This is a genomic window from Catellatospora coxensis (genome assembly GCF_016862635.1).
GTDB classification, from domain to species: Bacteria; Actinomycetota; Actinomycetes; order Mycobacteriales; family Micromonosporaceae; genus Catellatospora; species Catellatospora coxensis.
In genome coordinates this window covers 41,349-66,542 of sequence record NZ_BONI01000049.1, presented here as the reverse complement: position 1 = coordinate 66,542, position 25,194 = coordinate 41,349, and the positions used below count along the sequence as shown (strand labels likewise).

Annotated in this window: 29 protein-coding genes; 12 read left to right on the top strand and 17 right to left on the bottom strand. The window is 72.3% G+C overall.

Features of this window, described 5'->3' with window-relative positions; translation table 11 throughout:
* Nucleotides 1–18: 18 nt before the first annotated feature.
* Complete coding sequence (locus Cco03nite_RS26420; RefSeq protein ID WP_203694915.1) at nt 19–1,269, top strand: FAD-binding protein; 1,251 nt, start codon at nt 19–21, stop codon at nt 1,267–1,269.
* Nucleotides 1,270–1,426: 157 nt separating this feature from the next.
* Here the strand turns inward: Cco03nite_RS26420 and Cco03nite_RS26415 are convergent, their stop codons facing one another.
* Nucleotides 1,427–2,248 (bottom strand): NAD-dependent protein deacetylase, encoded by an 822-nt coding sequence (locus tag Cco03nite_RS26415; protein WP_203694920.1) that lies wholly within the window; start codon nt 2,246–2,248, stop codon nt 1,427–1,429.
* Between the two features lie 204 nt (nt 2,249–2,452).
* Here Cco03nite_RS26415 and Cco03nite_RS26410 point away from each other — a divergent pair, with 204 nt between their 5' ends.
* The 3 genes from Cco03nite_RS26410 to Cco03nite_RS26400 all read left to right on the top strand — a co-directional run bounded on the left by Cco03nite_RS26410 (nt 2,453) and on the right by Cco03nite_RS26400 (nt 6,130).
* Nucleotides 2,453–4,198: a glycosyl hydrolase family 18 protein gene (locus Cco03nite_RS26410; RefSeq protein WP_239167676.1), complete on the top strand. Its 1,746-nt coding sequence runs from the start codon at nt 2,453–2,455 to the stop codon at nt 4,196–4,198.
* Nucleotides 4,199–4,593: 395 nt separating this feature from the next.
* A complete protein-coding gene (locus tag Cco03nite_RS26405; protein ID WP_203694914.1) occupies nt 4,594–5,463 on the top strand; it encodes a hypothetical protein in 870 nt (289 codons plus the stop codon).
* A 100-nt stretch (nt 5,464–5,563) separates the two neighbouring features.
* The gene (locus tag Cco03nite_RS26400; RefSeq protein ID WP_203694913.1) at nt 5,564–6,130 is read left to right on the top strand and encodes a GNAT family N-acetyltransferase; all 567 of its coding nucleotides are present in this window, start codon (nt 5,564–5,566) and stop codon (nt 6,128–6,130) included.
* A 55-nt stretch (nt 6,131–6,185) separates the two neighbouring features.
* On the opposite strand, the gene Cco03nite_RS26395 is transcribed toward Cco03nite_RS26400, so the two are convergent.
* Together Cco03nite_RS26395 and Cco03nite_RS26390 are read right to left on the bottom strand one after the other, a co-directional pair.
* A complete protein-coding gene (locus tag Cco03nite_RS26395; RefSeq protein WP_203694912.1) occupies nt 6,186–6,932 on the bottom strand; it encodes an alpha/beta hydrolase in 747 nt (248 codons plus the stop codon).
* Nucleotides 6,933–6,993: 61 nt separating this feature from the next.
* A complete protein-coding gene (locus Cco03nite_RS26390) occupies nt 6,994–7,968 on the bottom strand; it encodes a GlxA family transcriptional regulator (protein WP_203694911.1) in 975 nt (324 codons plus the stop codon).
* A gap of 71 nt (nt 7,969–8,039) precedes the next feature.
* Here Cco03nite_RS26390 and Cco03nite_RS26385 point away from each other — a divergent pair, with 71 nt between their 5' ends.
* On the top strand, nt 8,040–9,341 hold the full coding sequence (locus Cco03nite_RS26385; RefSeq protein ID WP_203694910.1) for an APC family permease: 1,302 nt from the start codon (nt 8,040–8,042) through the stop codon (nt 9,339–9,341).
* 178 nt (nt 9,342–9,519) lie between these two features.
* Here the strand turns inward: Cco03nite_RS26385 and Cco03nite_RS26380 are convergent, their stop codons facing one another.
* From Cco03nite_RS26380 to Cco03nite_RS26365, 4 genes are all read right to left on the bottom strand, one after another.
* Nucleotides 9,520–10,362, bottom strand: a complete 843-nt coding sequence (locus tag Cco03nite_RS26380) for a hypothetical protein (RefSeq protein ID WP_203694909.1) — start codon at nt 10,360–10,362, stop codon at nt 9,520–9,522.
* Between the two features lie 101 nt (nt 10,363–10,463).
* Nucleotides 10,464–10,955 carry a ribonuclease FAU-1 family protein gene (locus Cco03nite_RS26375; protein WP_203694908.1) on the bottom strand — a complete coding sequence of 164 codons (492 nt, stop codon included), beginning with the start codon at nt 10,953–10,955 and terminating at the stop codon, nt 10,464–10,466.
* A 100-nt stretch (nt 10,956–11,055) separates the two neighbouring features.
* The gene (locus Cco03nite_RS26370) at nt 11,056–12,012 is read right to left on the bottom strand and encodes a hypothetical protein (protein ID WP_203694907.1); all 957 of its coding nucleotides are present in this window, start codon (nt 12,010–12,012) and stop codon (nt 11,056–11,058) included.
* Nucleotides 12,013–12,076: 64 nt separating this feature from the next.
* Nucleotides 12,077–12,859: an SGNH/GDSL hydrolase family protein gene (locus Cco03nite_RS26365; RefSeq protein ID WP_203694906.1), complete on the bottom strand. Its 783-nt coding sequence runs from the start codon at nt 12,857–12,859 to the stop codon at nt 12,077–12,079.
* A gap of 159 nt (nt 12,860–13,018) precedes the next feature.
* Here Cco03nite_RS26365 and Cco03nite_RS26360 point away from each other — a divergent pair, with 159 nt between their 5' ends.
* On the top strand, nt 13,019–13,618 hold the full coding sequence (locus tag Cco03nite_RS26360; protein WP_203694905.1) for a putative glycolipid-binding domain-containing protein: 600 nt from the start codon (nt 13,019–13,021) through the stop codon (nt 13,616–13,618).
* 6 nt (nt 13,619–13,624) lie between these two features.
* On the opposite strand, the gene rnhA is transcribed toward Cco03nite_RS26360, so the two are convergent.
* Nucleotides 13,625–14,089: a ribonuclease HI gene (rnhA, locus tag Cco03nite_RS26355; RefSeq protein WP_203694904.1), complete on the bottom strand. Its 465-nt coding sequence runs from the start codon at nt 14,087–14,089 to the stop codon at nt 13,625–13,627.
* A 167-nt stretch (nt 14,090–14,256) separates the two neighbouring features.
* On the bottom strand, nt 14,257–14,706 hold the full coding sequence (locus Cco03nite_RS26350; protein ID WP_203694903.1) for a DoxX family protein: 450 nt from the start codon (nt 14,704–14,706) through the stop codon (nt 14,257–14,259).
* A gap of 288 nt (nt 14,707–14,994) precedes the next feature.
* Between Cco03nite_RS26350 and Cco03nite_RS26345 the strand changes: the two genes are divergently transcribed.
* Nucleotides 14,995–15,273, top strand: a complete 279-nt coding sequence (locus tag Cco03nite_RS26345) for a hypothetical protein (RefSeq protein WP_203694902.1) — start codon at nt 14,995–14,997, stop codon at nt 15,271–15,273.
* 125 nt (nt 15,274–15,398) lie between these two features.
* Here the strand turns inward: Cco03nite_RS26345 and Cco03nite_RS26340 are convergent, their stop codons facing one another.
* From Cco03nite_RS26340 to Cco03nite_RS26310, 7 genes are all read right to left on the bottom strand, one after another.
* Nucleotides 15,399–16,724, bottom strand: coding sequence for a wax ester/triacylglycerol synthase family O-acyltransferase (locus Cco03nite_RS26340; protein WP_203694901.1), 1,326 nt, complete (start codon nt 16,722–16,724; stop codon nt 15,399–15,401).
* A 183-nt stretch (nt 16,725–16,907) separates the two neighbouring features.
* The gene (locus Cco03nite_RS26335; RefSeq protein WP_203694900.1) at nt 16,908–17,144 is read right to left on the bottom strand and encodes a CsbD family protein; all 237 of its coding nucleotides are present in this window, start codon (nt 17,142–17,144) and stop codon (nt 16,908–16,910) included.
* 71 nt (nt 17,145–17,215) lie between these two features.
* A complete protein-coding gene (locus Cco03nite_RS26330; protein ID WP_203694899.1) occupies nt 17,216–17,641 on the bottom strand; it encodes a cytochrome c oxidase subunit 4 in 426 nt (141 codons plus the stop codon).
* Between the two features lie 106 nt (nt 17,642–17,747).
* Nucleotides 17,748–18,113 carry a hypothetical protein gene (locus Cco03nite_RS26325; protein WP_203694898.1) on the bottom strand — a complete coding sequence of 122 codons (366 nt, stop codon included), beginning with the start codon at nt 18,111–18,113 and terminating at the stop codon, nt 17,748–17,750.
* Between the two features lie 15 nt (nt 18,114–18,128).
* Nucleotides 18,129–18,911 (bottom strand): metallophosphoesterase family protein, encoded by a 783-nt coding sequence (locus tag Cco03nite_RS26320; RefSeq protein ID WP_203694897.1) that lies wholly within the window; start codon nt 18,909–18,911, stop codon nt 18,129–18,131.
* The gene (locus tag Cco03nite_RS26315; RefSeq protein ID WP_373314328.1) at nt 18,908–19,168 is read right to left on the bottom strand and encodes a BON domain-containing protein; all 261 of its coding nucleotides are present in this window, start codon (nt 19,166–19,168) and stop codon (nt 18,908–18,910) included. Before Cco03nite_RS26315 ends, Cco03nite_RS26320 begins: the two co-directional genes overlap by 4 nt.
* Nucleotides 19,165–19,803, bottom strand: a complete 639-nt coding sequence (locus Cco03nite_RS26310) for a nucleotidyltransferase family protein (RefSeq protein WP_239167675.1) — start codon at nt 19,801–19,803, stop codon at nt 19,165–19,167. The genes Cco03nite_RS26315 and Cco03nite_RS26310 overlap by 4 nt, the downstream gene beginning before the upstream one ends.
* Before the next feature lie 105 nt (nt 19,804–19,908).
* On the opposite strand from Cco03nite_RS26310, the gene Cco03nite_RS26305 reads away from it, so the two are divergent.
* The 5 genes from Cco03nite_RS26305 (at nt 19,909) to Cco03nite_RS26285 (ending at nt 22,405) form a co-directional block, all read left to right on the top strand.
* Nucleotides 19,909–20,484 (top strand): YdeI/OmpD-associated family protein, encoded by a 576-nt coding sequence (locus Cco03nite_RS26305; protein ID WP_203694895.1) that lies wholly within the window; start codon nt 19,909–19,911, stop codon nt 20,482–20,484.
* A gap of 67 nt (nt 20,485–20,551) precedes the next feature.
* The gene (locus Cco03nite_RS26300; protein ID WP_239167674.1) at nt 20,552–20,959 is read left to right on the top strand and encodes an OsmC family protein; all 408 of its coding nucleotides are present in this window, start codon (nt 20,552–20,554) and stop codon (nt 20,957–20,959) included.
* Between the two features lie 120 nt (nt 20,960–21,079).
* On the top strand, nt 21,080–21,478 hold the full coding sequence (locus tag Cco03nite_RS26295; protein WP_203694893.1) for a DUF1622 domain-containing protein: 399 nt from the start codon (nt 21,080–21,082) through the stop codon (nt 21,476–21,478).
* Nucleotides 21,475–21,753: a DUF1622 domain-containing protein gene (locus tag Cco03nite_RS26290; RefSeq protein ID WP_203694892.1), complete on the top strand. Its 279-nt coding sequence runs from the start codon at nt 21,475–21,477 to the stop codon at nt 21,751–21,753. The genes Cco03nite_RS26295 and Cco03nite_RS26290 overlap by 4 nt, the downstream gene beginning before the upstream one ends.
* A gap of 115 nt (nt 21,754–21,868) precedes the next feature.
* Entirely contained in the window at nt 21,869–22,405 is a 537-nt protein-coding gene (locus Cco03nite_RS26285) for a hypothetical protein (RefSeq protein WP_203694891.1), read from the top strand.
* Between the two features lie 126 nt (nt 22,406–22,531).
* Here the strand turns inward: Cco03nite_RS26285 and Cco03nite_RS26280 are convergent, their stop codons facing one another.
* On the bottom strand, nt 22,532–24,970 hold the full coding sequence (locus Cco03nite_RS26280; RefSeq protein WP_203694890.1) for a glycoside hydrolase family 3 N-terminal domain-containing protein: 2,439 nt from the start codon (nt 24,968–24,970) through the stop codon (nt 22,532–22,534).
* Between the last annotated feature and the right edge of the window lie 224 nt (nt 24,971–25,194).

Below are 25,194 nucleotides of genomic sequence, written 5' to 3'. Positions count from 1 at the left end.
GATCTAGGCTCAGGTGTCATGGCGACCAACTGGGCCGGCAACGTCACCTTCAGCGCGGCCCGGCTACACCGGCCGTCCACGGTGGACGAGCTGCGGGCGGCCGTGGCGGGCGCGCGCCACGTGCGGGCGCTCGGCACCGGGCACTCGTTCAACCGCATCGCGGACACTCCGCACGACCAGGTCAGCGTCGCCGGGCTGCCGCGGCTCGCCGAGCTGGACCGGGAATGTTCCACGGTCCGGGTCTCGGCGGGCACCCGCTACGGCGAGCTCGCGCCGTACCTGCACCGGCACGGGTACGCGCTGCACAATCTGGGTTCGCTGCCGCACATCTCGATCGCGGGCGCGGTCGCGACGGGCACGCACGGTTCCGGGGACCGCAACGGCAACCTGGCCACGGCGGTACGCGGGATCGAGCTGGTCACCGCCGACGGCGACCTGATCGAGGTCGGCTCCGCCGACCTGCCGGGCAGCGTGGTGTCGCTGGGCGCGCTGGGCGTGGTCACCGCGCTGACCCTCGACGTGGTGCCGACGTTCGAGGTGCGCCAGCACGTGTACGAGCACCTGCCCCGCGCCTCTCTGGAGGCGCACTTCGACGAGGTGTTCGGGGCGGCGTACAGCGTCAGCCTGTTCACCCGCTGGCGCGGGCCGGACGTCGAGCAGGTGTGGCTCAAGCAGCGGGCCGACGCCGAGCCGCTCGGCGCGGACCTGTTCGGGGCACGCCCGGCCGATGGGCCCCGGCATCCGATCGTCACCATGTCGCCGGTGCACTGCACCGCCCAGCAGGGTGAGCCCGGCCCGTGGCACGAGCGGCTGCCGCACTTCCGGCTCGACTTCACCCCGAGCGCCGGCGACGAGCTGCAGTCGGAGTACTTCGTCCCGCGCTCGCGGGCCCTGGAGGCGCTGGCCGCCCTGGACACGATCGCCGACCGGATCGCGCTGGTGGTGCAGGTGTCCGAGATCCGCAGCATCGCCGCCGACGACCTCTGGCTGAGCCCCGCTCAGGGCCGCGACAGCATCGCCTTCCACTTCACCTGGATCGCCGACGAGGCCGCCGTCGCGCCCGTGGTCGCCGCCGTCGAGGACCGCCTGGTCCCCCTCGGCGCCCGCCCCCACTGGGGCAAACTCTTCGGCCTCGAACCCGAGCTGCTCCGCGCCCAGTACCCCCACCTGCCCGCCTTCACCGCCCTGGCCACCCGCCTCGACCCGGCGGGCAAGCTCCGCAACCCCTTCCTCGACCGCCACCTGCCCCACCCCCACCTCCCGAGTTGATCATGAACTTATGGCACGGCTCGACGGCGTGTCATGGGCACAACTTCATGATCATCGCGGCCTTCCGGCTCGCACTGCCGCCGAGGCCGGCCACCCGCTCAATCGATCATGAGGTTGTGGGCGCGACACGCCGTCGAACCTGCCCACAGGTTCATGATCAACCCGGGAGGGGGGTGAGGGGGTGGGCGGTGAGGTGGTGGACGAGGGCGGGGAGGGCTTGGCCGAGGGGGGCGTCGAGGGTGAGGGTGGCCTGGGCGTCGGAGCGGGTGGCGCCGCGGTTGACGATGGCGACGGGGATGCCGAGTTTGACGGCGCGGATGACGAAGCGGCGGCCGGACATGACGGTCAGGGACGAGCCCAGGACCAGCAGCAGGCGGGAGTTCTCGACCAGGTCGAAGCACTGCCGTACGCGGTCGGGCGGCACGGTCTCGCCGAAGAAGACGACGTCGGGTTTGAGCATGCCGGCGGGGCAGCCGGCGCAGTCGACGGTGCCGAAGCCGGCCAGTTCGTCGTCGCCGAACTCGACGTCGCCGTCGGGGTGCACGGCGGTGATCCGGGCGGAGAAGCCGGGGTTGGCGCGGTGCAGCCGCCGGTCGAGGTCGGCGCGCGGGGTGACCTCTCCGCAGCCGAGGCAGATCACCCGGTCGAGGCTGCCGTGCAGCTCGATGACGCCCTCGGCCCCGGCGGCCTGGTGCAGGCCGTCGACGTTCTGGGTGACGATGCCGGAGAGCAGGCCGTGGCGCTGGAGCGCGGCGACCGCCTGGTGGCCGGTGTTGGGTGAGGCGCGGGCGATGGTGCGCCAGCCGAGGTGGCTGCGCGCCCAGTACCGGGTCCGGGACTGCGGCTCGCGGGTGAAAGCCTGGTACGTCATGGGCGCGTGGCGGCGCTGCACCCCGTCCGGCCCCCGGTAGTCGGGGATGCCGGACTCGGTGGACAGTCCGGCGCCGCTGAGCACGGCGACACCGCCGTCGGCCATCATCGCGGCGAGTTCCGCGACACGCTCTTTCGTGGCATGCACCCTGCCATGCTGCCTCGCCGCTCAGCCGGGTGACCAGCGGCGGGTGTCACGCCCGGGGCACCCCGCAATAGATCATTGATGACCGTCTTTACTATTAGGTTTGTTTAATTTATGTTGGCGACTACATGAAGTAAGCCTGCACTCCCCCAAGGTAGGTGGTAGCTCATGAAACGCCCCGTTCAGAGCCTTCGCACCCGGATATTCGCGGCCGCGGCCGCCACCGTCGTCGCGATGGGCGCGTCACTGGCCATCTCGTCCGCCGCCTCGGCGGCCAACCTGATCGCCAACCCGGGCCTGGAGACCGGCAGCCTGTCCCCGTGGAGCTGCAGCGCCGGACTCGGCAGCGTCGTCACCACGCCCGTGCACGCCGGCACCCGGGCGCTGCAGGGTACGCCGAACGGCTCCAACCACGCCCAGTGCAGCCAGACCGTCACCGTGCTGCCCAACACCGCGTACGTGCTCAGCGCCTGGGTACGCGGCGGCGGCGGCTACGTGTACCTCGGCTACACCGGCGGCACCGAGACCTGGAACCCGGCCGCCGCCAACGCCTGGACCAAGCTCAGCCTCAACCTGACCACGGCCGCCGGGCAGACCTCGCTGACCGTCAACGTGCACGGCTGGTACGGCCTGGCCGCCTACCAGGCCGACGACTTCTCGCTGGACGGCCCCGGCACCCCGCCGAGCAACCCGCCGACCCCGACCGTCGCGCCCAGCTCGCCGCGGCCCAGCCCATCCGCCAGCACCTCGCCGTCCCCGCCGCAGCCCTCGCCGTCCGGCCCGACCGCGCCGCCCGGCGGCAAGAAGCTGCTCGGCTACTTCGTGGAGTGGGGCGTCTACCAGCGCAACTACCACGTCAAGAACATGGTGACCAGCGGCTCGGCGGCAAAGCTGACGCACATCAACTACGCGTTCGGCAACGTGACCAACGGCCAGTGCACGATCGGCGACTCCTACGCCGACTACGACCGGGCCTACAGCGCCGCCGAGAGCGTGGACGGCGTCGCCGACACCTGGGACGCCGGCGCGCTGCGCGGCAGCTTCAACCAGCTGCGCAAGCTCAAGAAGGCGTACCCGAACATCAAGGTGCTGTGGTCGTTCGGCGGCTGGACCTGGTCCGGCGGCTTCGGCCAGGCCGCGGCCAACCCGACCGCGTTCGCGAACAGCTGCTACAACCTGGTCGAGGACCCGCGCTGGGCCGACGTGTTCGACGGCATCGACATCGACTGGGAGTACCCGAACGCCTGCGGCCTGTCCTGCGACAGCAGCGGACCGCTGGCCTTCCGGAACCTGATGCAGGCGCTGCGCAACCGGTTCGGCAGCAGCTACCTGGTCACCGCCGCGATCACCGCGGACGGCAGCAACGGCGGCAAGATCGACGCCACCGACTACAACGCCGCCGCGCAGTACCTGAACTGGTACAACGTGATGACGTACGACTACTTCGGCGCGTTCGCACCGCAGGGGCCGACCGCCCCGCACTCGCCGCTGACGTCGTACGCCGGCATCCCGACGGCCGGGTTCAACTCCGACGCCGCGATCCAGAAGCTGAAGAGCAAGGGCGTGCCCTCGGCGAAACTGCTGCTGGGCATCGGCTTCTACGGCCGCGGCTGGACCGGGGTCACCCAGGCCACGCCGGGCGGCACCGCCACCGGGGCGGCGCCGGGCACCTACGAGGCGGGCATCGAGGACTACAAGGTGCTCAAGAACAGCTGCCCGACGACCGGGACCATCGCGGGCACCGCGTACGCCAAGTGCGGCAGCAACTGGTGGAGCTACGACACCCCGTCGACCATCAACGGCAAGATGTCGTACGCCAACACGCAGGGCCTGGGCGGCGGCTTCTTCTGGGAGCTGTCCGGCGACACCAGCAACGGTGAACTGATCACCGCCATGCGCAACGGCCTCGGCTGACGCATCCACATCGGAGCGGCAGGCGCCTTCCCACGGGGCGCCTGCCGCTCTCCTGTTCCCGGTTGACGACGTCCCACGGGTTGGAAAAATCTGCCCCGAACGTCGTGATCTTTGTCACTTTTCATCTACCTCGTCGACCACGGCTGTGCCATGCGCGGGAAGCGGCACAGGCATGTCCAATCCCCACTGGCCTGCGCGTCTTATCAGGCGGCGACCTGCGCTTACGTTCCGAGAGCCGGACGCGGTCCCGCCGCACGCCCGGCCGGTCGCCGCCGCGCCCCAGGGGTGACCGCCGGCCGGGTGACCGTCCCAGCGGAGTCGCCCGCGGTGGCGCGGGGACTTTACGGTCCTCAGACGTTGGTTTGAACCCCGCAGATCAGGTGAATGGACCCCTCGTGAGCGACCCCTACGCCCAGCAGCCCGACCCGTACCGCGCCCCCAGCGACCCGTACGCGCAGCCGGTCTCGCCCGTCCCGCCGCAGCCCTACGGCGCGCCGGGCCAGCAGCCGTACAGCGGCCAGCCCGCCTACGGACAGCAGCCCTACGGCCAGCCCGTCGGCCAGCCCGGCTACGCGCCGCAGCCGCCGGCCAAGTCCAAGAAGGGCCTGGTCATCGGCATCGTCGCCGGTGTCGTGGTGCTGCTGCTGATCCTGTGCGGGGTCGGCGTGGCGCTGATCGCGAACGCCGCCGACGACGACCCGGTCATCCCGACCACGCCGACGCGCACCTCGGCTCCCGGGACGTCCGCGGCGGCCCCGCCGCCGGGCAACAACAACGCGATCACCGCGGACTCCTCCAGCGACTTCGGCGACGTGTGCTCCGGCGGCGCGATCCTCAACGCGGCCGAGTACACCACCCCGGCCTCGGCCAAGGTGTACGTCTTCGGCAACAGCCCGACCCGGCCGACCAGCTACAGCTACAAGTCCGTCGACTCGCGGGCGTCGTACTACGCGAAGTCCGCGGACTACGCGCAGGTGAGCGCCGTCGGCTGCCTGAGCTACGTCGAGGGCAGCGAGGCCATCGGCCAGAAGTGCGACATCAAGGCCAGCGACGGCAAGAAGCTGACCGTGGACTACCTGTCGTCGCGCTACACGCTGACCTTCCACAACGCCCGGACCGGCGAGAAGATCGGCGACGGCGGCACCGTGAACGCGCCCGCCAACCGCTGCCCGTCGTTCCTGACCTACAACAAGGAGACGCTGAAGTCGTACGCGTCGCCGGACACCGCCTCGGTCGACGCCGCCCTCAAGAAGATGTTCTCCTGAGCGAGCCCGCCCGGCCTGGACGGCCGCGTCCCGCCCCGGGACGCGGCCGTCCGCCGTTATTTCCCGTGGTGGCGGGCCGAACACGTGCAAGGATGCGCCGGTGGACTGCTACCTGGAGACGGCGCGGCTGATCCTGCGCCGGTTCACCGCCGACGACGTGGACGCGCTGTACGACCTCGACGCCGACCCGGCGGTCACCCGCTACATCAACGGCGGCCGGCCCACGCCCCGCGAGCAGGTCCGCGACGAGCTGCTCCCCCGCTGGCTCGCCCAGTACGACGATTCTCCCGGCTTCGGCCGGTGGGCGGCGGTCGAGAAGGCGACGGGCGCGTTCCTGGGCTGGTTCGCGCTGACCGCCGAGCCGGGCGAGCCGGGCACCGCCGAGCTGGGCTACCGGCTGTGCCGCGCGGCGTGGGGGCGCGGTTACGCCACCGAAGGCTCGCGGGCCCTGGTCGACAAGGGCTTCGCGGAGCTGGGCCTGCGCCGGGTCACCGCGAACACGATGACGGTCAACGCCGGCTCGCGCCGGGTGATGGAGAAGACCGGCCTGCGTTTCCTGCGCACGTTCTTCCTCGACTGGCCGGACCAGATCGACGGCGGCGAGCACGGCGACGTGGAGTACGAGCTGCGGTACGACGAGTGGGTGACGGGCCGCACGGCGGTGTGAGCGTTCGGGCCGGTCGGTCCGCCGATCCGACCGGCCCGTACCCGGTGCGGCCTCGTCAGGCGGTCGCGGGCGTCGGGTTGGCCAGAAAGGCCAGCAGCAGCGTGTTCATGGTGTCGTCGAGCAGGCCGACGCCGTGCTGGTAGGAGTCGGGCAGCACCAGTGTCTTGTGCGCCGATACGGATAGTCTGTGCAGCTCGCGGGCGGCGTCGGCGAAGCGGGGCTCGTTCGCGCCCGCCGCGAGGACGACGGGGGCGGACAGTTTCGCCACGGCGGCGCGGGCGTCGGCGTCGTACACGGTGGGCGCGGACAGGCTGGCCACGCCGTCCACGGGCGGGGTCACGCCGGCGGCGGCGGCCAGGGCGATGGTGCCGCCGCGGGACGCGCCGAAGACGAAGACCCGCTTGGCCCCCTGCGTACGCAGGTGGGCGACGGCGGCCTGGGCGAACTCGACCGCGTCGCGGGAGTCCACGTCCACCGACAGTGCCCGGTGTCCCTTCTCGACCAGCAACTGGGCGAAGGCCGACCACTGGCAGATCCCGCCGTCGACCTGGTGCAGCAGCACGACGCCGGTGTCGCCCTGCCCGGTCTGCCAGGCGGCGGTCAGGTCGTGCTTCGCGTTCTCGATCACCACGAGCCGGCCCGGATCGCTCACGCACGGCGCGTCGGCGTCGTCGATCACCCGCTGCCGCGCCGCGGCGGCCGGATCGGGCGGGGCCGCGGGCTGTCCCCCGCCGCACGCGCCCAGGCCCAGCACCGTCGCCGCCGACGCCACCAGCGCGACGGTCTTCCACGTTGTCCTCATACCGCTCTCGACTCGGTGGGGCCGGGGCGCGGTGGGGGCTATCGCTAAAGTTTCCTAACTGTTATCCGGCGGCGCGGGCGTGCGCCCGGCGGAACGTCTGGCGGTAGGTCTGCGGGGAGATCGAGGTGAAGCGGCGGAAGTGCTGGCGCATGTTGACCGCCGTGCCGAACCCGGTGCGCCACGCGATCCGCTCCACCGGCTCGTCGGTCGTCTCCAGCAGCTCCTGAGCCCGGCGGATGCGCTGCTCCAGCACCCACTGCAGCGGGCTGACCCCCAGGTTGTCGCGGAACCGGCGGGCGAACGTACGCGGGCTCAGGTGCGCCTGCTGCGCGAGCTGCGCGACGGTCAGCGGCTGGTCGAGGCGGTCACGGGCCCAGTCGAGCACCGGCGCGATCTCCGAGCGGGCCTCGCCGCGCGCCAGCGGATGGGCGAACTGCGCCTGCCCGCCCTCGCGATGCGGCGGCACCACCATGCGCCGGGCCACCTCGTTGGCCACCGCCGCGCCGAAGTCGTTGCGCACCAGGTGCAGGCACAGATCGATGCCCGCGCCGGTGCCCGCCGAGGTGAGCACGTCGCCCTCGTCGACGTACAGCACCTCCTGATCGACCTTCACGTCGGGGAAGCGGTTGGCGAAGTCGACCATGTTCATCCAGTGCGTGGTGGCTCGCCGGCCGTCCAGCAGACCGGCCGCGGCCAGCACGTACGCGCCACTGCAGATGGAGGCGATCCGCGCGCCCCGGGCATGCGCCCGGCGGACCGCCTCGACGATCGGCGGCGGCGGGCCGCACTGCACCATCCGGTTGCACGCAGGGATGATCACCGTGTCGGCGTCGGCGAGGCCCTCCAGGCCGTGCTTCGGCTGCACGGTGAGCCCGCCGCGCACCGACAGCGGGCCCGGCTCGGCGGCGCACAGGCGCAGCTCGTACCACGGATCCACCAGATCGGAGCGGTCGATGCCGAACACCTCGCACGGCACCGCCAGCTCGAACACGGGGATGTCGTCGGTCAGCGCCAGGGCGACCACGTGCCGCTTCATGGCAGAATCCTATCGCACTGCGGCATTCCTGCCACTGTTGTGATCACCCCGAGCAAGACAGGCTGTACAGCATGACCGAGACCCTCGCCAGGCCGCACACCCCCGCCGCCGCCGGCCCCACGCACGCCGGACGGCTCACCACGGCCCAGGGCGCGGCGCTCTACGTCGGCGCCGTGCTCGGCACCGGCGTCATCGCCCTGCCCGCGCTCGCCGCCCAGGCCGCCGGGCCCGCCTCACTGATCGCCTGGCTCGGCCTGGTGCTGCTGTCCATCCCGCTGGCCATGACCTTCGCCGCACTCGGTGCCCGCCACCCGGACGCGGGCGGCGTCTCCACGTACGTGCGGCTCGCCTTCGGCCCCCGCGCCGCCGGGGCGATCGGCTGGTGCTTCTACTTCGCGGTGCCCGCCGGAGCACCCGCCGCCGCCATGTTCGCCGGGGCGTACGTCGAAGCCGCGCTCGGCGGCGGCCAGCGCACCGTGCTGCTCACCGCGGCCGCACTGATGCTCGCGGTCACCGTCACCAACGTCTTCGGCGTCACCGTCTCCGGCAAGGTCCAGCTCGTGCTCGCGGTGCTGCTGGTCGTGCTGCTGCTCGCCGCCGTGCTCAGCGCCGCCCCGCACGGCGACACCGCCAACCTGCGCCCGTTCGCCCCGCACGGCTGGCTCGCCATCGCCCCCGCCGCGGCGCTGCTGGTGTGGAGCTTCGCCGGTTGGGAGGCCATCACCCACCTGGCCGCGGACTTCCGGCGGCCCGAACGCGACCTGCCCCGCGCCGCCGCCATCGCGGTCGCCGTCGTCGGCGTGCTGTACCTGGCCGTGGCCGGTGCGGGCATCCTGGTGCTCGGCCCGGACGCCACCGCGGACGCACCGCTGGCCCGGCTGCTCGCCATCGGGCTCGGCGGCCCGGCGAGCGCGCTGGCCGCGGCGGCCGCGCTGCTGCTGACCTTCGGCACCATGAACGCCTACTACGGCAGCGCGGCCAAGCTCGGCGCGGCGCTGGGCCGCGACGGGGCGCTGCCCGCCTGGCTGGCCCGCGGCGCGAGCGCCGGTGACGTGCCCCGGCGCAGCCTCGCCGTCACGTCCGGACTGTCGGCGGTGGCGATGGCCGTGGTCGCGCTGACCGGCACCGGTGCGGAGCCGCTGGTGCTGCTGGCCACCGGGGCGTTCGTCGCGGTGTACGCCCTGGGCGCGGCCTCGGCCCTGCGGCTGCTGCCGCGCGGCTCGGCGGCCCGCAAGCACGCGATGGTCGCGCTGATCGCGGTCGTCGGCCTGCTCGCCGCCACGGGCTGGTACCTGCTCTGGCCGCTCGTCCTCACCGCCGCCGCCCTGCTCTACCACCGCCACCGCCACCCGACCGCCGCCGGAACCGCCTGACGCCCCCGCCTTACGTAGACGTTGGCCTATCTCATCGACTCCGAGCGACGAGAATTCGATGAGATAGGCCAACGTCTATTAAAAACGGACCACGGGCCGCGGGATGGGCGAAGCCCCGTCCGGGCCGGGGAGGCAGCCTGGGCGGGGCTTCGTCTGCGGGGCCGCGGGGCGGCCTCGGTCACTTGCCGAGGGACTCGCAGCCGGTCTCGTCGGGCAGCAGCGGACGCAGGGTGACGGTCCAGTCCTTGCCGCCCGAGGTCCACTTGGTGATCGCGGTGGCCTTGGCGGCGGCCGCGAGCACCGCGGGCGCGTCCTTGTCGGCGACCACGCAGCCGAGGCTCAGGCCCTCGCCCAGCGACGCGCCCGGCAGCGCCGGGCCCGGCCACGCCACGGCGGGACCGGCGTCGACACCCGCGCCCGGGTCCTGCCAGGCGGCGGCGACGGCCGCGACCTTCGTGGGGACGTACTGCTCGACCGGGCCGACCTTGCCCGCGCCGAGCGTGGTGTCCAGGTCGGTCAGCACCTTGATGAGGTCCAGCAGCTTGCGCCGCGCCTGCTCCTGGGCGGGGGTCAGCCCGGCGTGGCTCATGTCGTCGAGCAGCGCGTACACCTCGGTCTTCTTCACGCCGTCGGCGGTCGTGACGATGATCCGGGTGTTGGGCAGGTCGGTGACGCCCGGCGTGCCGAAGTCGGTCGGCTTGCCGACGCCCGCCTCCAGCGCCTTGGCGACCAGCGCCTGCACGTCGCCGCTGGAGATCCGGCGCAGCTGCACGTTGGGCAGCGCGCGGCCGGGATACTCCATGGTCGTGGGGCCCTCGCTGATCACGCGGCCGTCCGCGTACACACTGAGGGCGGGCAGCCGGGTCAGGTTGACGGTCGCGGGCACGAACCCGCCGACGTGGTCCACGCGTACCGCGACGGTATCGCCGCCGGGGAACGAATAGCCGCCGCCTTCGCCGTCGGCGGTGTCGGTCGCACGCCCGCACCCGGCAGCCAGCAGCACGAGCGACGCGAGCGCCACCCGGAGTCCAAGAGTCGTAGCCTTCATGCCCCCTGTGACCGCGCCTGGTCCGGTTCGGTTCCCGGCGTCGGCAACTTTTCCACCGATCGGGGCGACGCGGGTCAGCCCAGGACGGCGAAGCGGTCGGCGGCCAGTTCTTCCAGGTCGGCGAGCGCCTGCCAGGCCCGCGCGGCGGCGAAGGGATCGCGTTCGGTCAATCCGCTGGCGAGGAACTCGTCCTCGTCGAGGCGCAGCGGGGCGCCGCCGTCGGCGGGCACCCACAGATCCAGGTCGAGGTCCTCGACCCGGAGCACGCCGCCGTCGCGCACCGCCGGGCGGGTCACGTCGCAGTACCAGCCCTTGCGGGCACCGGAGGCGTCCCGCACCTCCTTGACGGCGTACCAGCGGTCGCGCCAGAAGTGCTCGGTGAACACGTCGCCCTGCTCGAAGCGTACGAAGCCGAAGTCGCGGGCCTGCGTGCCCGCCCACGGGGCCCGGACCACCAGGTGCGTGCCGTCGTCGGCGAGCACGTCCGCGGTGTAGCGGATCTTCTCCCGGTCCTCCTTGAGCAGGATGACCTCGACCTGGCCACCCACGACCGGTGACTGCCCCATCGCTTTGCTCCCCACCTGCCGCGAGCCGGTGCACGGCCCGCCGGAATGATCTCCGGCTGACGCAGCCTACCGGCCGTGCGGCGAGGCGTGCCGGGTGTTTTCAGCGGCCTGTGACGGCGTCGACGGTCCGGGCCAGCTCGTCGGCGGTCAGCCCCACGTCGAGCATGGCCCGCAGGCCGCCGACGTCGTGAGCATGGAGCCGGTCCACGTCGAGCCCCGCCTCGGCGAGCGCCGAGCGCACCGGCCACCGGTCGACCAGCCGCCGGGCCAGCTCGCGCAGGCCCGGCTCGACCAGCACCTGGGGCACCTCGTCGAGCACGCCGGGGCACAGCGCCACCTGCCTGGTGTAGGCGTCGCCCCAGAAGTCGAGCGTCCAGCCCGGCCACAGCGCGGGCCACTGCTCGCGCAGGCCGTACAGCGGCATGATGCTCCACAGGCCGGCGGTGCGGGTCGCCTGGTCCAGGTGCAGGCCCGCGCTGGGGATCTCGTCGCACCACTCCAGCGGCTCCCCGCCGGCGAGCCAGTCCACCAGCCCCGGCCCCGCCCGGAACGGCTGCTCGGCGGCCAGGTCCGGGCTCAGGCCGTACGCCCGGCCGCCGTGCTCGCCGGCGATGGTCACCAGCGCCGCCAGGGGCAGCTCGGGGTCGTGGCCGTCGTAGCGCGGCAGCCTCGGCGGGTCCAGCGGCAGCCGTGCCACGGCCGGGTCTCCCCCGGTGTACGCGATCAGGTCGGCGAGGCCGTCGTGGGCCCAGCGGAGCTGCCAGCCCGACCAGGTGCGGGCGAAGGCGTCCAGCACGGCCGCCCGGTAGGCGTAGTCGCCGAGCGCGACGGCGAACAGCAGCAGCACCCGCTGGTCGGGATCGATCAGGACGCCGGCCGGGCAGCGCGGGTCTTCGGGCCACCGGCCGGCGGTCTGCCCGCCCAGCTGCGCCAGCCACCGCGCCACGACGTCGGGGCCGGGCGCGAGCAGGTAGTCGAGACCGTCCCCGGCGTCACCGGGGAAGTACAGCGTGTGCGCGCCGTCGCGGATCACGGCGCGGTTCGGCCCACTGCCCACCCGCGCAGGCTAGTGCCGCTCTGGCGGCCGCACCAGCCTGCGCGAGGACACACTTCGATGTACGTCAGGCGCGCAGCGCGGTCTCCACCGCGCTCGCGTACCCGAGGTGCCCGGCCTTGTTGGGGTGGTAGGACTCCCCTGTGGGCCAGGACGTGCCGTTGATCCATTCGACGTCGTCGCAGACCGCGTGGCCGGTGAACGGGCCGCGGGCGTCGACGAAGCCGAAGCCGTGGGCCGTCGCGCGGGCCTTGGTGGTGGTGGCCAGCAGGTCGGCGGCGGCGTTCAGCTCGGCCTGCTCGCCGGGTGAGATGCGGGCGATGGCGTTGCACTCCTCGCCGTTGAACAGCCGCGGGTAGCCGACCACGACCACGGTCGCGTTCGCAGCCAGCGCGCGGATGCGGGTGTAGAGCTGGTCGAGCTGGCCGGGCAGGGTGTTGCGGATGTACGTCTCGGCCTTGTCGATGTCGCCCCAGCAGGTGTACGGCCAGGGTTTGGCGCACTGGACGATCACCGAGGACCAGCCGATGTCGTTGCCGCCCGCGCTGACGGTGACGTAGCGGGTGTCGGCGTTGAGGCTGCCGAGCTGGCCGATGAGGATGGCCGGGATCTTGGCCCCGGCGCAGGCTGCGAAGGTGAGGGTCGCGCCGAGCCGGGCGGCGTCGAGCTTCGGGTAGGCGCTGTTCGAGCGCTGGCAGGTCGTGTCGTAGTACTCGCGGGTGCCGGTGCCGGAGGCGTACGAGTCGCCGAGGGCGGTGTACGCCGGGGCGGCGGCGTGCGCGGGCGTGCCGAGCAGCACGAACGAGAGCGCTGCCAGCAGGGGTACGGCGGCGCGGAGCGGGAACACCATGGGGGCTCCATCACGGGGGTGTGGGACGGGTGCGCACATGCTGTCAGAAACATTCACAAACGTGAAGACGACCTGGTGGAATTCTTCGCCCGCCGAGCACTGTGGACGCGTCCGGGCGAATCCGCCCCGCAGGCAGCGCGGCGTCACTAATCTCAGGGCATGAGCCCGTTGCCGCGCGCCCTGCTGTGGGACCGGATGGTCGAGGTCGGCACCGACATCGCCCTGGTCGACCTGCGTCCCGAGAAGCTGCTCGCCCACGGTCAGGTGGTCGCCGCCGAGCCGGTGCCGCACGCCTGCCGCTACCGGCTGACCACGGTGGACGGTTTCGCCACCGACACCATGACCGTCGAGTCCGAGGGTGCCGGCTGGCAGCGCGAGGTGCGGCTGGAGCGTTCGGGCGACTCGTGGCGGGTGACCACCAGCGAGCAGGGCAGGTTCGGTTCGGTGCAGCTGCCCGGCATCGTCGACCCGGGCCGGCTGGCCGGGGTGCTCGACGTCGACCTGGAGGCCACCGCGCTGACCAACACGCTGCCGATCCGGCGGCTGGGCCTGCTCGGCGCGGAGCCGGGCACCACGCACACCGTGCCGATGGCCTGGATCCGGGTGCCGTCGCTGCAGGTGATCCCGGTGGAGCAGACGTACACGGTGGTCGACGCCGGCACCATCCGCTACACCTCGGGCAGCTTCACCGCCGACCTGACCGTCGACAAGGACGGCTTCGTGACCAACTATCCCGGCTACGCCAGCCTGGTCGGCTGAACCCGGTCACCGGGCCGTCGCACGCGCCTGCGTCATGCCCTTGTTCGCCAGCGCGTCGGCCCGCTCGTTGCCCGGGTCACCGGCGTGCCCGCGCACCCACCGCCACTCGACGGTGTGCCGCGCCACCGCCTCGGACAGCCGCTGCCACAGATCCGCGTTCTTGACCGGCTTACGCTCCGACGTCAGCCACCCGTTGCGCCGCCAGCCGTGCATCCACTTGGTGATCCCGTCGCGCACGTAGGTGCTGTCGGTGTGCAGGTGCACGGTCACCGGCCGGGTCAGCGCCTCCAGCGCCTCGATCGCCGCGGTCAGCTCCATCCGATTGTTCGTCGTCGGCCCCGGATCCCCACCGCACAACTCCCGCTCATGCCCCCCGTACCGCAGCACCGCCCCCCACCCGCCAGGCCCCGGATTCCCCGAGCACGCCCCGTCGGTATAAACCACCACAACCCGCCCGTCACCCTCACCCACCCCGGCACCGTACCAGCCCCCACCCCCGACGATCTTGCGCGAACCGTGGGGACGACACGGGCGCACCAGCCATATGCACCACAGTTCACGCAAGATCGTCGCGATCTTGCGTGAACCGGCGGGCGGGGTGGGGTGGGGTGGGGTGGGGTGGGGTGGGGTGGGGTGGGTTAGGGGATTGTGGCGGGGCCGTGGGGGGTGGTGGAGCGGTTGGCGGCGATGGCGTGGTCGATGCTGTAGAGGCCGGCGCCTACGGCGGCGAGCAGGAGGCTGCCTACGCCCAGGGCGATGACGAGTTCGGAGCCGCCGGAGCCGACGAACAGGCCGTGGCCGATGTGCACGGTGAAGAACGCGCCCAGCATGTCGAGGAAGAGCAGCACGCCGGCGATCGGCACGAGCAGGCCGACGATCAGCATCGCCCCGCCGACGAACTCGACCAGGCAAGCGAACCAGGCGGACAGGGTGGGCAGCGGCACACCCATGGCCTTGAAGCCGGCCGCGGTGGGGCCGAGGCCGACGGTGAACAGCTTCTGCCAGCCGTGGGCGAAGAAGATGATGCCGATACCGAGCCGGGCGATCAGGATCGCCAGGTCGCGGATCTGTGCGGGAAAGACGAACATCACGCCGCCTCCGGTCGGTCGGCTGCACTGAATGGCATGAACATCACTTTTACACAGCTGAGTGGTGGTTCGCGGTGATATCGGGGATCGCCGGAGCTCGGCGACACGCGTTTCGACCACGGATGAGTCCGCCCGGGTACCCGCCACGATCGCGGACATGGTGAGATGCGGTGGTGCGTACGGGTCGTGAGGATCGCGCCCGGTTCGCGGAGCCTGTTGGCATCGCTGCCGTTTCGGCTTACCCTGACGTGGCCGTATGAACATCAACCTGGGAGAACGGAGGACCCGATGTCGTCCGATCGTCTGATCAACCGGCGCTTCGAGTACAACGGTCACCACTGCACGGTGGCCGACTACGACGGCGGCAAGCGCCTCGCGATCGTCATGGACGACCAGCCCCACGTGGTCTACTCCGTCAACATCGACCTCAGCGACCGCAACATCGGCCGCCAGCTCGACCTCTACCTCTCCGACGGGCAGTACTACGCCTGGCCGGCCCGCGGCCGCGGCAAGCCGCCCGCGCTGCTGACGCCCGACGCGATGGTGGAACGCACCAAGGACGTGTGATCCCGGCTGGCGCGCGGTCCGCACCGCGCCGGACCGCACGCCGCCATCCTGCGCTTTCAGCGCCCCATGGTTAAGAAGGGCACCTTCTACAACGCGGAGCGTTGTGAAGGTGCCCTTCCTTTGCCTTAAGCGTCGAGGTCGGCGAGGGCGAGGGGGAGGGCTTCGGTGAGCTTCTCCATGTCGGGCAGGGCGGCGCCGTCGGCGTAGAGGCCGATGTGGACGCCGTCGCGGTAGCGCGACAGGCCGATCGCCAGGGCGTGGCCGCTGGCCAGCGGGGCGATCGGGTACAGCTCCTCCAGGCGCGCGCCGCCCAGGTGCAGCGGCAGCGGCGGCAGCGGCACGCTGGTCACCACGATGTCGAACAGCAGCGGCGCGGCGTGCGCGGCGAACGGGGCGGCGAGCCGGTTCAGCGCCGAGGGCAGCAGGTCCGCGAGCACCGGGATCGCCCCCGCGCCGCGGCGCGGCCCGGCGGCCTTGTTGCGGTCCATGGCCTCGCGGACCGCGGCCAGCCGGCGGGCCGGGTCGGCCTCGCCGACCGGCAGATCCAGCAGGTACGCCGAGAGCTGGTTCGCGTCGTCGCTGCCGCCCGAGCGCATCCGCTGGCTCGCCGGGATCAGGGCACGCAGCACGTCCACCGGGCGGCCGTGCCCGATCAGCCAGTGCCGCAGCGCCCCGGCGACCACGGCCAGCAGCAGGTCGTTGAGCGTGCCGCCGTGCTTGCGGCGGATGCGCTGCAGCTCGCGGGTCTCCAGGCTGACGAACGCGGCCCGGCGCGTGCCCGACGGGGCTGCCAGCAGCGGTGTCGGGGCCGGGGCGCGCATCCGCCCGACGATCGCCGACGCGATGTCGAACATCGTGCCGGCCCGCCCGACGACGTCGCCGACGACGTGCTCGGGCCGGCTGATCAGCTCCGCGCCCTGCCGGGCCAGCGTGGACAGCGCCGACGGCGTGCTCCGCGGGGCCTGCGGCGGCTCGGCGGCGAGCAGGTCGCCGCCGTCGAGCAGGCCGAGTCCGATCCCGACCGCGCCCTGACCGTCGCACAGCGCGTGGTGCATCTTGGCCAGCAGCGCGAACCGTCCCCCGGCGAGGCCGCTGACCAGGTGCAGCTGCCACAGCGGGCGGTTGCGCTCCAGCGGGGCGGTCATCAGGTCGGAGACCAGTGCCGCCAGGTCGTCGCGGCCGCCGGCTTCCAGGCGGTGGTGGAAGATGTGGTTGCGGGCGTTGAAGACCGGGTCCTCGGTCCACGCCGCGCCGCCGAGCGCGGCAGGGGCGATCTTGCGCCGCATCCGGGGCACCCGGCTCGCCCGCTCGGCGAGCAGCGCCACCAGTTCCTCGGGGCGTACGGAATCCGCCGGGTGGAACACCGCGACCGCGCCCAGATGCATGGGCGAAGCGCTGTTCTCCAGGCACAGAAACGACATGTCCAGAGCGCTGAGCCGCCCGTCCACCATGGCCATCCTCGCGTCGTCGGGTGACGTGGTCGGCCTGCCGAGCGGCTGCGCTGCCGCGTCGAGGCGACCTGACCTTGATACAACGTCTGAGACCACGTTAAGGCTGCGGTTTGTCGGCGCTGTTACAGGCCTGTATGAAGGTGTCGACGGACACCCCCGGATCGCATCATCGCTGGTGGATTGCTAGGCGTCGTCGCGGCGTTCCAGGCGCAGCCGCTCGTCGTGGCTGATGTGCCCGGTCGCCTCCTGCGCCTTGGCGACGTCCTTGGCCCGCTGCCGGGCCTCGTCCTCGTCGACCGCGGCCACCCGGGCCCGGCCTTCGCGCTCCCAGCGCTCATTGTGGGTGACCTTGCCGGCCACCTCCTCGGCCCTGCCGGCCACCCGTTGAGACATGTTGTGGATCTTCTCGTCGAATCCCATCGCCCCCGCCTCCGCTCCGCGCTCCACCGGCGCGACTGCGTCCCCTCTTCGATTGTGGCGCGTCCGGGGCGTCAGTGCTCGGCTGTCCGGCGAGTCCCGGTGTAGTACTCGAACAGCAGCGCCGACGCCGTCACGATGGTCGCGACGACCCCGACGGCGATCAGCCACCACATCCAGAACACCAGCCCCAGCGAGGTGATCAGGGCGGCCAGCGCGATGCCGAACGGCCAGTAGCTGCCGGGGCTGAAGAAGCCGATCTCGCCCGCGCCCTCGGCGATGTCGGCGTCGCCGCGGTCCTCGGGTCGCAGCTCGATGCGGCGCGAGACGAACCAGAAGTAGCCGCCGCACATCAGGCACAGCAGGCCGCTGAGGGTCAGCGCGGTGGTGCCGATCCAGTCGTACTGCGGCAGCGCCGCCCCGCTCCAGAACCAGTACACGACCGCGGTCACGAACAGGAACGCGGCCACACCGAGGAACAGCCGGTACTCGGTCTTCATCGCGGACCCCCGGAAGGCTTGCGGAAACGCTGAGGCGGGCACGGGGGGCGAGTGCAAGTTAGCACCGGCCCCGCCGCGCCCGCCCGGGTTCCGGCGGTTCGGCGTGTCAGCCGACGTACTCCTCGGCCTGCTCCTTGCTGTGGCTGAGCTGGCGGCGCAGCGAGGCGACCGCCTCGTCCACCGGGTGCCCGCGCAGCAGCTCCGCGACCGCGAAGCCGGCCAGCGCGCCGATCCCGGCGGCCGCCACCACCCATCCCCAGCGCATCGGAGCCGGCCGGCCCGCGAGCGCATCGAGGGCCAGCGAGGCCCGGTGCCGCGCCTCGGAGCCGGTGTCGGACAGCGTGCTGCGCATGCTCCCCGCCTTCTCCTTCGCCCGTTCGGCTGCCACGTCACGGGTGCTGCCCAGCCCGTGCAGGAACTCGTTCCAGGTGGCCGAGGCGACACTGTCGTTGTTCCGGGTACGGAGGAACATCATGATCTCCTGACGTCAGACGTCGTGCGACAACGAGTCGATACCCCGGCCCGCGCCCTGCGAAACGGGCGTTCGGGCCGGTGGGGCCGCATCGAGCTGATAGACGCTGTAGGCCTGACGGATCACCGGGTGCGCCACGTTGCGCACGCGCACCCCGCCCGGGGTCACCCCGCGCTCCACCCCCGCGTGCGCGTGCCCGTGCACGGCCAGCGAGGTGGGGGCCGAGTCGATCGCCTGGCCCAGCAGGTACGAGCCGAGGAACGGGTAGATCTCCAGCGGCTCGCCGAGCAGCGTGTCCGGCACCGGCGCGTAGTGCGTCAGCGCGACCAGCACGTCGGCGTCCAGCGCCAGCAGGGCTGCCTGCAGGCGGGTCGCGGCGCGCTCGGTCGTACGCACGAAATCCTTGATCTCCTGCTCGCCGAACATGGACGCGCAGCGCCCCGCGAAACCGCCGCCGAAGCCCTTGATCCCGGCCACGCCGAACTTCATGTCGCGGCAGCTGATCGTGATGCCGTCGCCCTCCAGCACGGTGATGCCGGCCGCGGCCAGCACCTTGGTGACCTCGCGCTGCTGGTCGCTGTGGTAGTCGTGGTTGCCGAGCACCGCCACGACCGGCACCGGCAGGTCGCCGAACTCGCGGGCCACGCACTCGGCCTCGTTGACGGTGCCGTGCCGGGTCAGGTCGCCGGCCAGCAGCAGGACGTCGGCGCGCTCGCCGAGCTGCTCCAGGGACGGGCGGTACCGGCCGAGCACGTCCACGTCCATGTGCACGTCGCCGACCGCCGCCACCCGGATCACGTGATCACCTCGGGCTCGGCGGGTTCGGCGACCGCCGTCACCACGATGTCGTTGCACACGTGCTTGTCCGGGAACATAGCCGCCACCCGCTCCCCGATCGCGTCGCGCCGGTGAGCCGTCTCGACCTGGCCGCGCAGCAGCACCGCCCCGTCCCGGCGGATCACCTCGATGCCCTGCTCGCAGATCGTGCCGTCCTCGGTCAGCATGCGGTGCACCTCGGCGTCGGCGTACTCGTCGACCACTCTGGGCTCGCTCACCATGCCCCCGTCCTGTCCGCTCCGGCAGGCACCGAGGCCTGCGTGGGTCGCTCGTGCTGCTCGTGCGCGCCGCCCTCGGTCGCCGGCGGGATGATCTCCAGCAGGCTCAGCAGGTAGAGGCAGGCCTCGGCGTACACCGAGTGGGCCGTGTCGCGGCGTACCTGCTCCCAGTCGATCTGCTCGCGCAGCGAGCGGGCCAGCGGCAGCGCCCGGGAGTAGTCGCAATGGTGCTGGGAGAAGGTCAGCAGCTTGTGCTCCATCAGCATGGTCGCCGACAGCACGGGAATGTGCAGCGCGCCGACCGGCACGATCGAGCTCTCCGCCAGGACCTCCTCGGTCACCTGACGCTGCACCGGCCGGAAGATCAGATCCACCAGCCGGTCCTCGTCGTACACCTTCACCAGCCAGTCCTCGGGGGGACGCTCGGTCCGGAAGCCCTCCTCGGCGTACGCCTGCAGGGTCCGCTCGACGTCCTCCTCACGGATGACGAAGTCCACGTCATGCTCGCTGGAGGTGCCGCCGCGGGCGTAGACCGCGAAACCGCCCGCCAGTGCGAAGGGCACCTCGGCGCGGCGCAGCACGCTGGCCGCACGCTTCATCGTCTCCAGGAGCTCTGCACTGATCTCGCTGAGCATGGGGTCGCTATACCCCACAGCCCCTCCCCTCACACCTGATGGCCTCCACCGCTCGGGCCGCGCCGCCCGGCGGCGAATGTCGGACCCGGGTGTTTGACTGGCCCGATGGCCACCGACGCCCCGATGCTGACCTTCGTAGACGCCGACGCCTTCGAGCAGTGGCTCGCCGCGCAGCCCGCCGACAGCGCCGGCGTGTGGCTCAAACTGGCGAAGAAGGCCTCCGGCGTGCCGTCGGTGGACTACCCGCAGGCGCTCGACGTGGCGCTGTGCCACGGCTGGATCGACGGGCCGAAAGCGGGCGTCGACGACGTGTACTGGCTGCAGAAGTTCACCCCGCGCCGGGCCCGCAGCCGCTGGTCGAAGATCAACCGCGACAAGGCGGCGGCCTTGATCGCATCGGGCCGGATGCGTCCCGGCGGCCTGGCCGAGATCGAGCGGGCACAGGCCGACGGGCGCTGGGACGCCGCCTACGACGGCATGCGCACGGCCGAGGTCCCCGACGACCTCGCCGAAGCGCTCGCCGCGAACCCCGAGGCGCAGCGCTTCTTCGCCACCGTCGACCGGCAGAACCGGTACGCGATCCTGCACCGCGTCCAGGAGGCGAAGCGGCCGGAGACCCGGGCCAGGCGGATCGCCCAGTACGTCGCGATGCTCGCGGAAGGCCGCAAGATCTACCAGTGAACCCCGGCGCCCAGTCGGCCGCGGCCAAGCGCGCCGGTGCCGCGGGCTCGCCGGTAGCATGGCGATCATGGCAACGGTAAGGGTCGAACGCACCGACGACGGTTTCATCGCCACCAACGAGCGCGGGGCCTCGGTCGCCGTGGGCAGCTCCGATCAGGACGGCGTGTTCTCGCCGGTCGAGCTGCTGCTCGTGGCCCTGGGCGGCTGCGAGATCGTCACCGTCGAGCCGCTGACCGCCAAGCGCGGGCACCGGCTGGTCAAGCTGGCGGTACGCGTCGACGCCGAGAAGGTCGCGCCGACGAAGCTCGGGCCGATCACGGCGACGTACGAGATCGAGCTGCCGCCGGGCGACGACAAGGCCGCCGAGGTCTTCGAGTCCGTGGCCCACCGGGTGCACGAGAACCACTGCACCGTCGGCCGTGCCCTGCGCGAGGGCACCGAGACGATCCAGATCCTCCCGCCCCGCGCGGTGTGACGGACCATCAAGGCCGGCCGTGACGGTCGGGAGCGGTGCGGTGGATGTCCCGTTTTCGGGGTTCCGGTTCCGGGGCGCGGCGTAGCGTGAGGGCACACAAGGGACCGGTGGGGGCGGTCGATGGAGCACCCGTGGGGCCAGGCCGCGCTGGCCAACCTGGTCGATCTGCTCCTCATGCTGGTCGAGGCCGCCGGCGCCGTGGTCATCTTCATCGGCGCGAGCGTCGCGTTCGTGCAGTTCGTCGGCGCGGCGATCCGCGGGCGGCACACCGTCGACTTCGTACCGATCCGGCTGGGGCTCGGCCGCTTCCTCACCCTCGGCCTGGAGTTCCAGCTCGCCGGTGACATCCTGCGCACCGCGGTCTCGCCCACCCTGCGCGAGATCGCCGAACTCGCGGCGATCGCCACGATCCGCACCGCGCTGAACTACTTCCTCACCAAGGAGATCCAGGAGGCCCGCGCCGAGCTGAGCGGACGCGTCGACGTCACCGCGCCCGGTCCGGCCCGGGGCACGCCGTGACCCTGCTGCCCGACGAGGTGGTACGCGGCGCGGCGCAGCTCTGCGTGGCGGCGGGTTTCGTCGCCGGGGCGCTGATGTTCGCGCGGAGCCGATCCGGCCGGCTGGCCCTGTCGGTGGCGCTGGACTTCTGGCTGGCGGCGGGACTGCTCACCCTGTCGGTGGCCACGACCTGGACGGCGATCCTGGCCGCCGCGGCGATCGTCGGGCTGCGCCGGATGCTCACGCTGGCCCTCGCGCAGGACACCCACCCGGCCGCCGGTGACCGGCCGGGTTGAGACGGCGGAATGCTCCCGTCGGGTCCCCGGCGGAAGTCGCCGTGCCCGCGCCCGCCGCGCCCCGCCGAAACCGCGTGGACGGGGACTGACGGAGGTCGCCGGTACGGTGCCTCGCATGCGTGATGAGGACCTGCTGCGGCAGATACAGGACGAGCAGTGGCTCGCCGAGCTGCTCGCCCGCTTCGACTTCGATCTTCGGCGGGCAGAGAACGGGCCCGTCGAAGCGGTGCGGCTGGCGGACGGCGGCGCGCTGGAGATGATCGCCGGGGACGCGTCCGGGGGCGCGTTTCTACTGGCCGGGGCACCGGCGGACAACCGGCCGGTGGTCTACGCGGGCTCCGAGGGCGAGGGCGGGCTGATCGCGGCGGACCTGCGTACGGCGCTGGCGCTGGTGGTCGGGCTGCCCAGCCTGCACGACGCCACCTCGATGCCGTACGGCGACGGAGCGGCGCTGCGCGAGTGGCTCGCGTTCGCCGACGACGAGATCCGCGAGGACTGGCCCGAGCTGGACGACGACCGGGCTCGGCTGCGCGACGCCCTGGGCCTGCCCGAGGCGGCCGGCCTGCTGGCGGGCCTGCACGCCGCGGCGGCCGACGAGCGCTACCTGCCGGTCAGCGACCGCGGCGACGTGTACGAGCCGCTGACCAGCTGAACCCGGCGCGAGCGGCCGACCCGCCCAACGCGCCGCCGGGCGCACATCCCCGCACGCCACAGGCTTATTTGGTTGGGAAGGGCACCTTCTACATCGCGGAGCGATGTGAAGGTGCCCTTCCTTTCCTCAGGTGCAGGGGGTGGTGTTGAGGGTGAAGGTGGTGGGGGTGGGGTTGCTGCCGGGGTGGGTGCCCTGGAGGCCGAACTGGGCGGTGGCGCTGGGGGCGATGGCGGCGTTCCAGCCGGCGTCGCGGGCCGTGACGGTGGCGCCGGACTGGGTGACGGTGGCGTTCCAGGCGCTGGTGACCTGCTGGCCGCCGGTGAAGGTCCAGGTCAGGGTCCAGCCGTTGATGGTGGTGGACCCGGTGTTGAGGATGGTGACGTCGGCCGTGAAGCCGTTGCCCCAGCTGTTCGGGGTCCAGGTGACCCGGCAGCTCGCGCCGGTGCCGCCGCCGGTCGTGGTGACGGTGAGGGTGCCGGATCGGGTCGAGCGGTTGCCCGCGGCGTCCTTGGCGTACACCGCGAACGTGTAGGCGGTCGAGGCGGTCAGGCCGGTCAGGGCGGCGGTGCTGGTGGTCGGCGAGGACACGACGGTCTCCGTCGAGCCCTGGACCCGGACCACGTCGTACCCGGTGACGGCGACGTTGTCGGTGGACGCCGTCCAGGACAGGGTGGCGCCGGAGGCGGTGACGCTGGACGCGGTCGGGGTGCCGGGGGTGGACGGCGGGGTGGTGTCGACCGGGGTGCCGCCGTAGGTCAGGCCGAAGCCGTACGCGAACAGCGGGGTCTTGCCGTCGCCGTCGTTGATCGGCTGCTGGCTCGCGCTGCTCATCCAGGTCACCGGCAGCTTGCCGGTCGGCGGGACGGCCCCGAACAGCACGTCGGCGACGCCCTGCCCCTCGGTGCCGGGCAGCCAGGCCGCGACCAGGGCGTTCCAGTTCGGCAGCTGGGCCGCGACGTCGAGCGGGCGGCCGGAGACCAGCACGACCACCACGGGCACGCCGGAGTTGCGCAGCGTGGTGAGGGTGTTGAGGTCGGTGCTGTCCAGGCCCATGCCGCTGGGGCGGTCGCCCTGGCCCTCGGCGTACGGCTGCTCGCCGACGACCGCGATCGCCACGCGGTACGAGCTGTCGATGCCGCCGCCGTTGCTGCTGTAGGTGACGGTCGTGCCGGACCCGACGGTGTCGCGGATGCCCTGCAGGATCGTGGTGCCGGGGGTGGTGTTGCCGGACGCGCCCTGCCAGGAGACGGTCCAGCCGCCGCTCTGCAGGCCGATGTCGTCGGCGTGCCGGCCCGCGACGAAGACCTTGCCGCCGGTGGCCGGGATCGGCAGCACGTTGCCGCTGTTCTTCAGCACGACCTGCGACTTGGCGACCGCCTGGCGGGCCAGGGCGCGGTGCGCCGTGCCGCCGAACGTGGACAGGTAGGAGCGGTCGGCCAGCGGCCGCTCGAACAGGCCCAGCTCGAACTTCTTGGCCAGGATGCGGCGCACCGCGTCGTCGATCCGGGAGGTGCTGACCCGGCCCGCGTTCACCTCGGCGCGGAGCAGGTCGAGGAAGCTCTTCCAGGCGGTCGGCACCATGACCATGTCGATGCCGGCGTTGACGGCGCTGCGCACGTCGGTGGCGCTCATGCCGGTCGCGCCGTCGATCTGGTCGATGCCGTTCCAGTCGGACACGACGATCCCGGAGAAACCCAGCTCGCCCTTGAGCACGGTGGTGATGAGGAACTGGTTGCCGTGCAGCTTGGACCCGTTCCAGCTGCTGTAGGAGATCATGACGGAGCCGACGCCGCGCTGGATCGCGGCCTGGAAGGGCGGCAGGTGGATCGCGCGCAGCTCCGCTTCGGACAGCTGGGTGTTGCCCTGGTCGGTGCCGTTGGTGGTGCCGCCGTCACCCAGGTAGTGCTTGGCGGTGGCCAGCACGGACGCCGGGCCGCCCAGGGTGGCGCCCTGCAGGCCGGTGACGATGGTGGCCATCGAGCTCACCAGGTCGGGTTTCTCGCCGAAGGACTCGTAGGTGCGGCCCCAGCGGTCGTTGCGGGCCACGCACAGGCACGGGGCGAAGTCCCAGTCGACGCCGGTGGCGGTGACCTCCTCGGCGACCGCCCGGCCGATGTTCTGGACCAGGGCCGGGTCGCGGGTCGCGCCGAGGCCGATGTTGTGCGGGAAGATCGTCGCGCCGACGACGTTGTTGTGGCCGTGCACGGCGTCCGCGCCGTACAGCAGGGGGATCTTCAGGGGTGTGGCCGACGCGGCGTTCTGGAAGCCGTCGGTCAGGTCCGCCCACGAGGTGGGGTTGTTCGACGCGGGGGCGGAGCCGCCGCCGGACAGCACCGAGCCGAGCCGGTACTGCGTGATGTCGCCGCCGGTGACCGAGGCCCGCTCGGCCTGGGTCATCTGGCCGAGCTTCTCGTCGAGCGTCATCCGGGACAGCAGGTCGGCGACGCGGGTGGCCACGGGCAGGGCGGGGTCCTGGTAGGGGAGGTCGGCGGCGGCCGCGGGCGGGGCCGCCGCGAGGGTGGCGGCCACCAGGACCGCCGGCACGGCGAGGCGCAGGAATCTCATGATCCTTTTCCCGTCTGGAGAGGTGGCGACGGGGCGGGACAGGGCAGGGACCGGTCCCACCGTCACGAAAGCGCTCGGCGGTGCCCGGTCTCGCCGTTGGGAGCGCTCCCGCGCCGAGTTTACGGGACGTTCACCGGCTTGAGAAGAAGCGGGGAATCGGCCGGGGCCCGCATTCCGGGGGTACGGCCGGACGCGACGTGACACGATCCGGGAGGGGCCGTCAC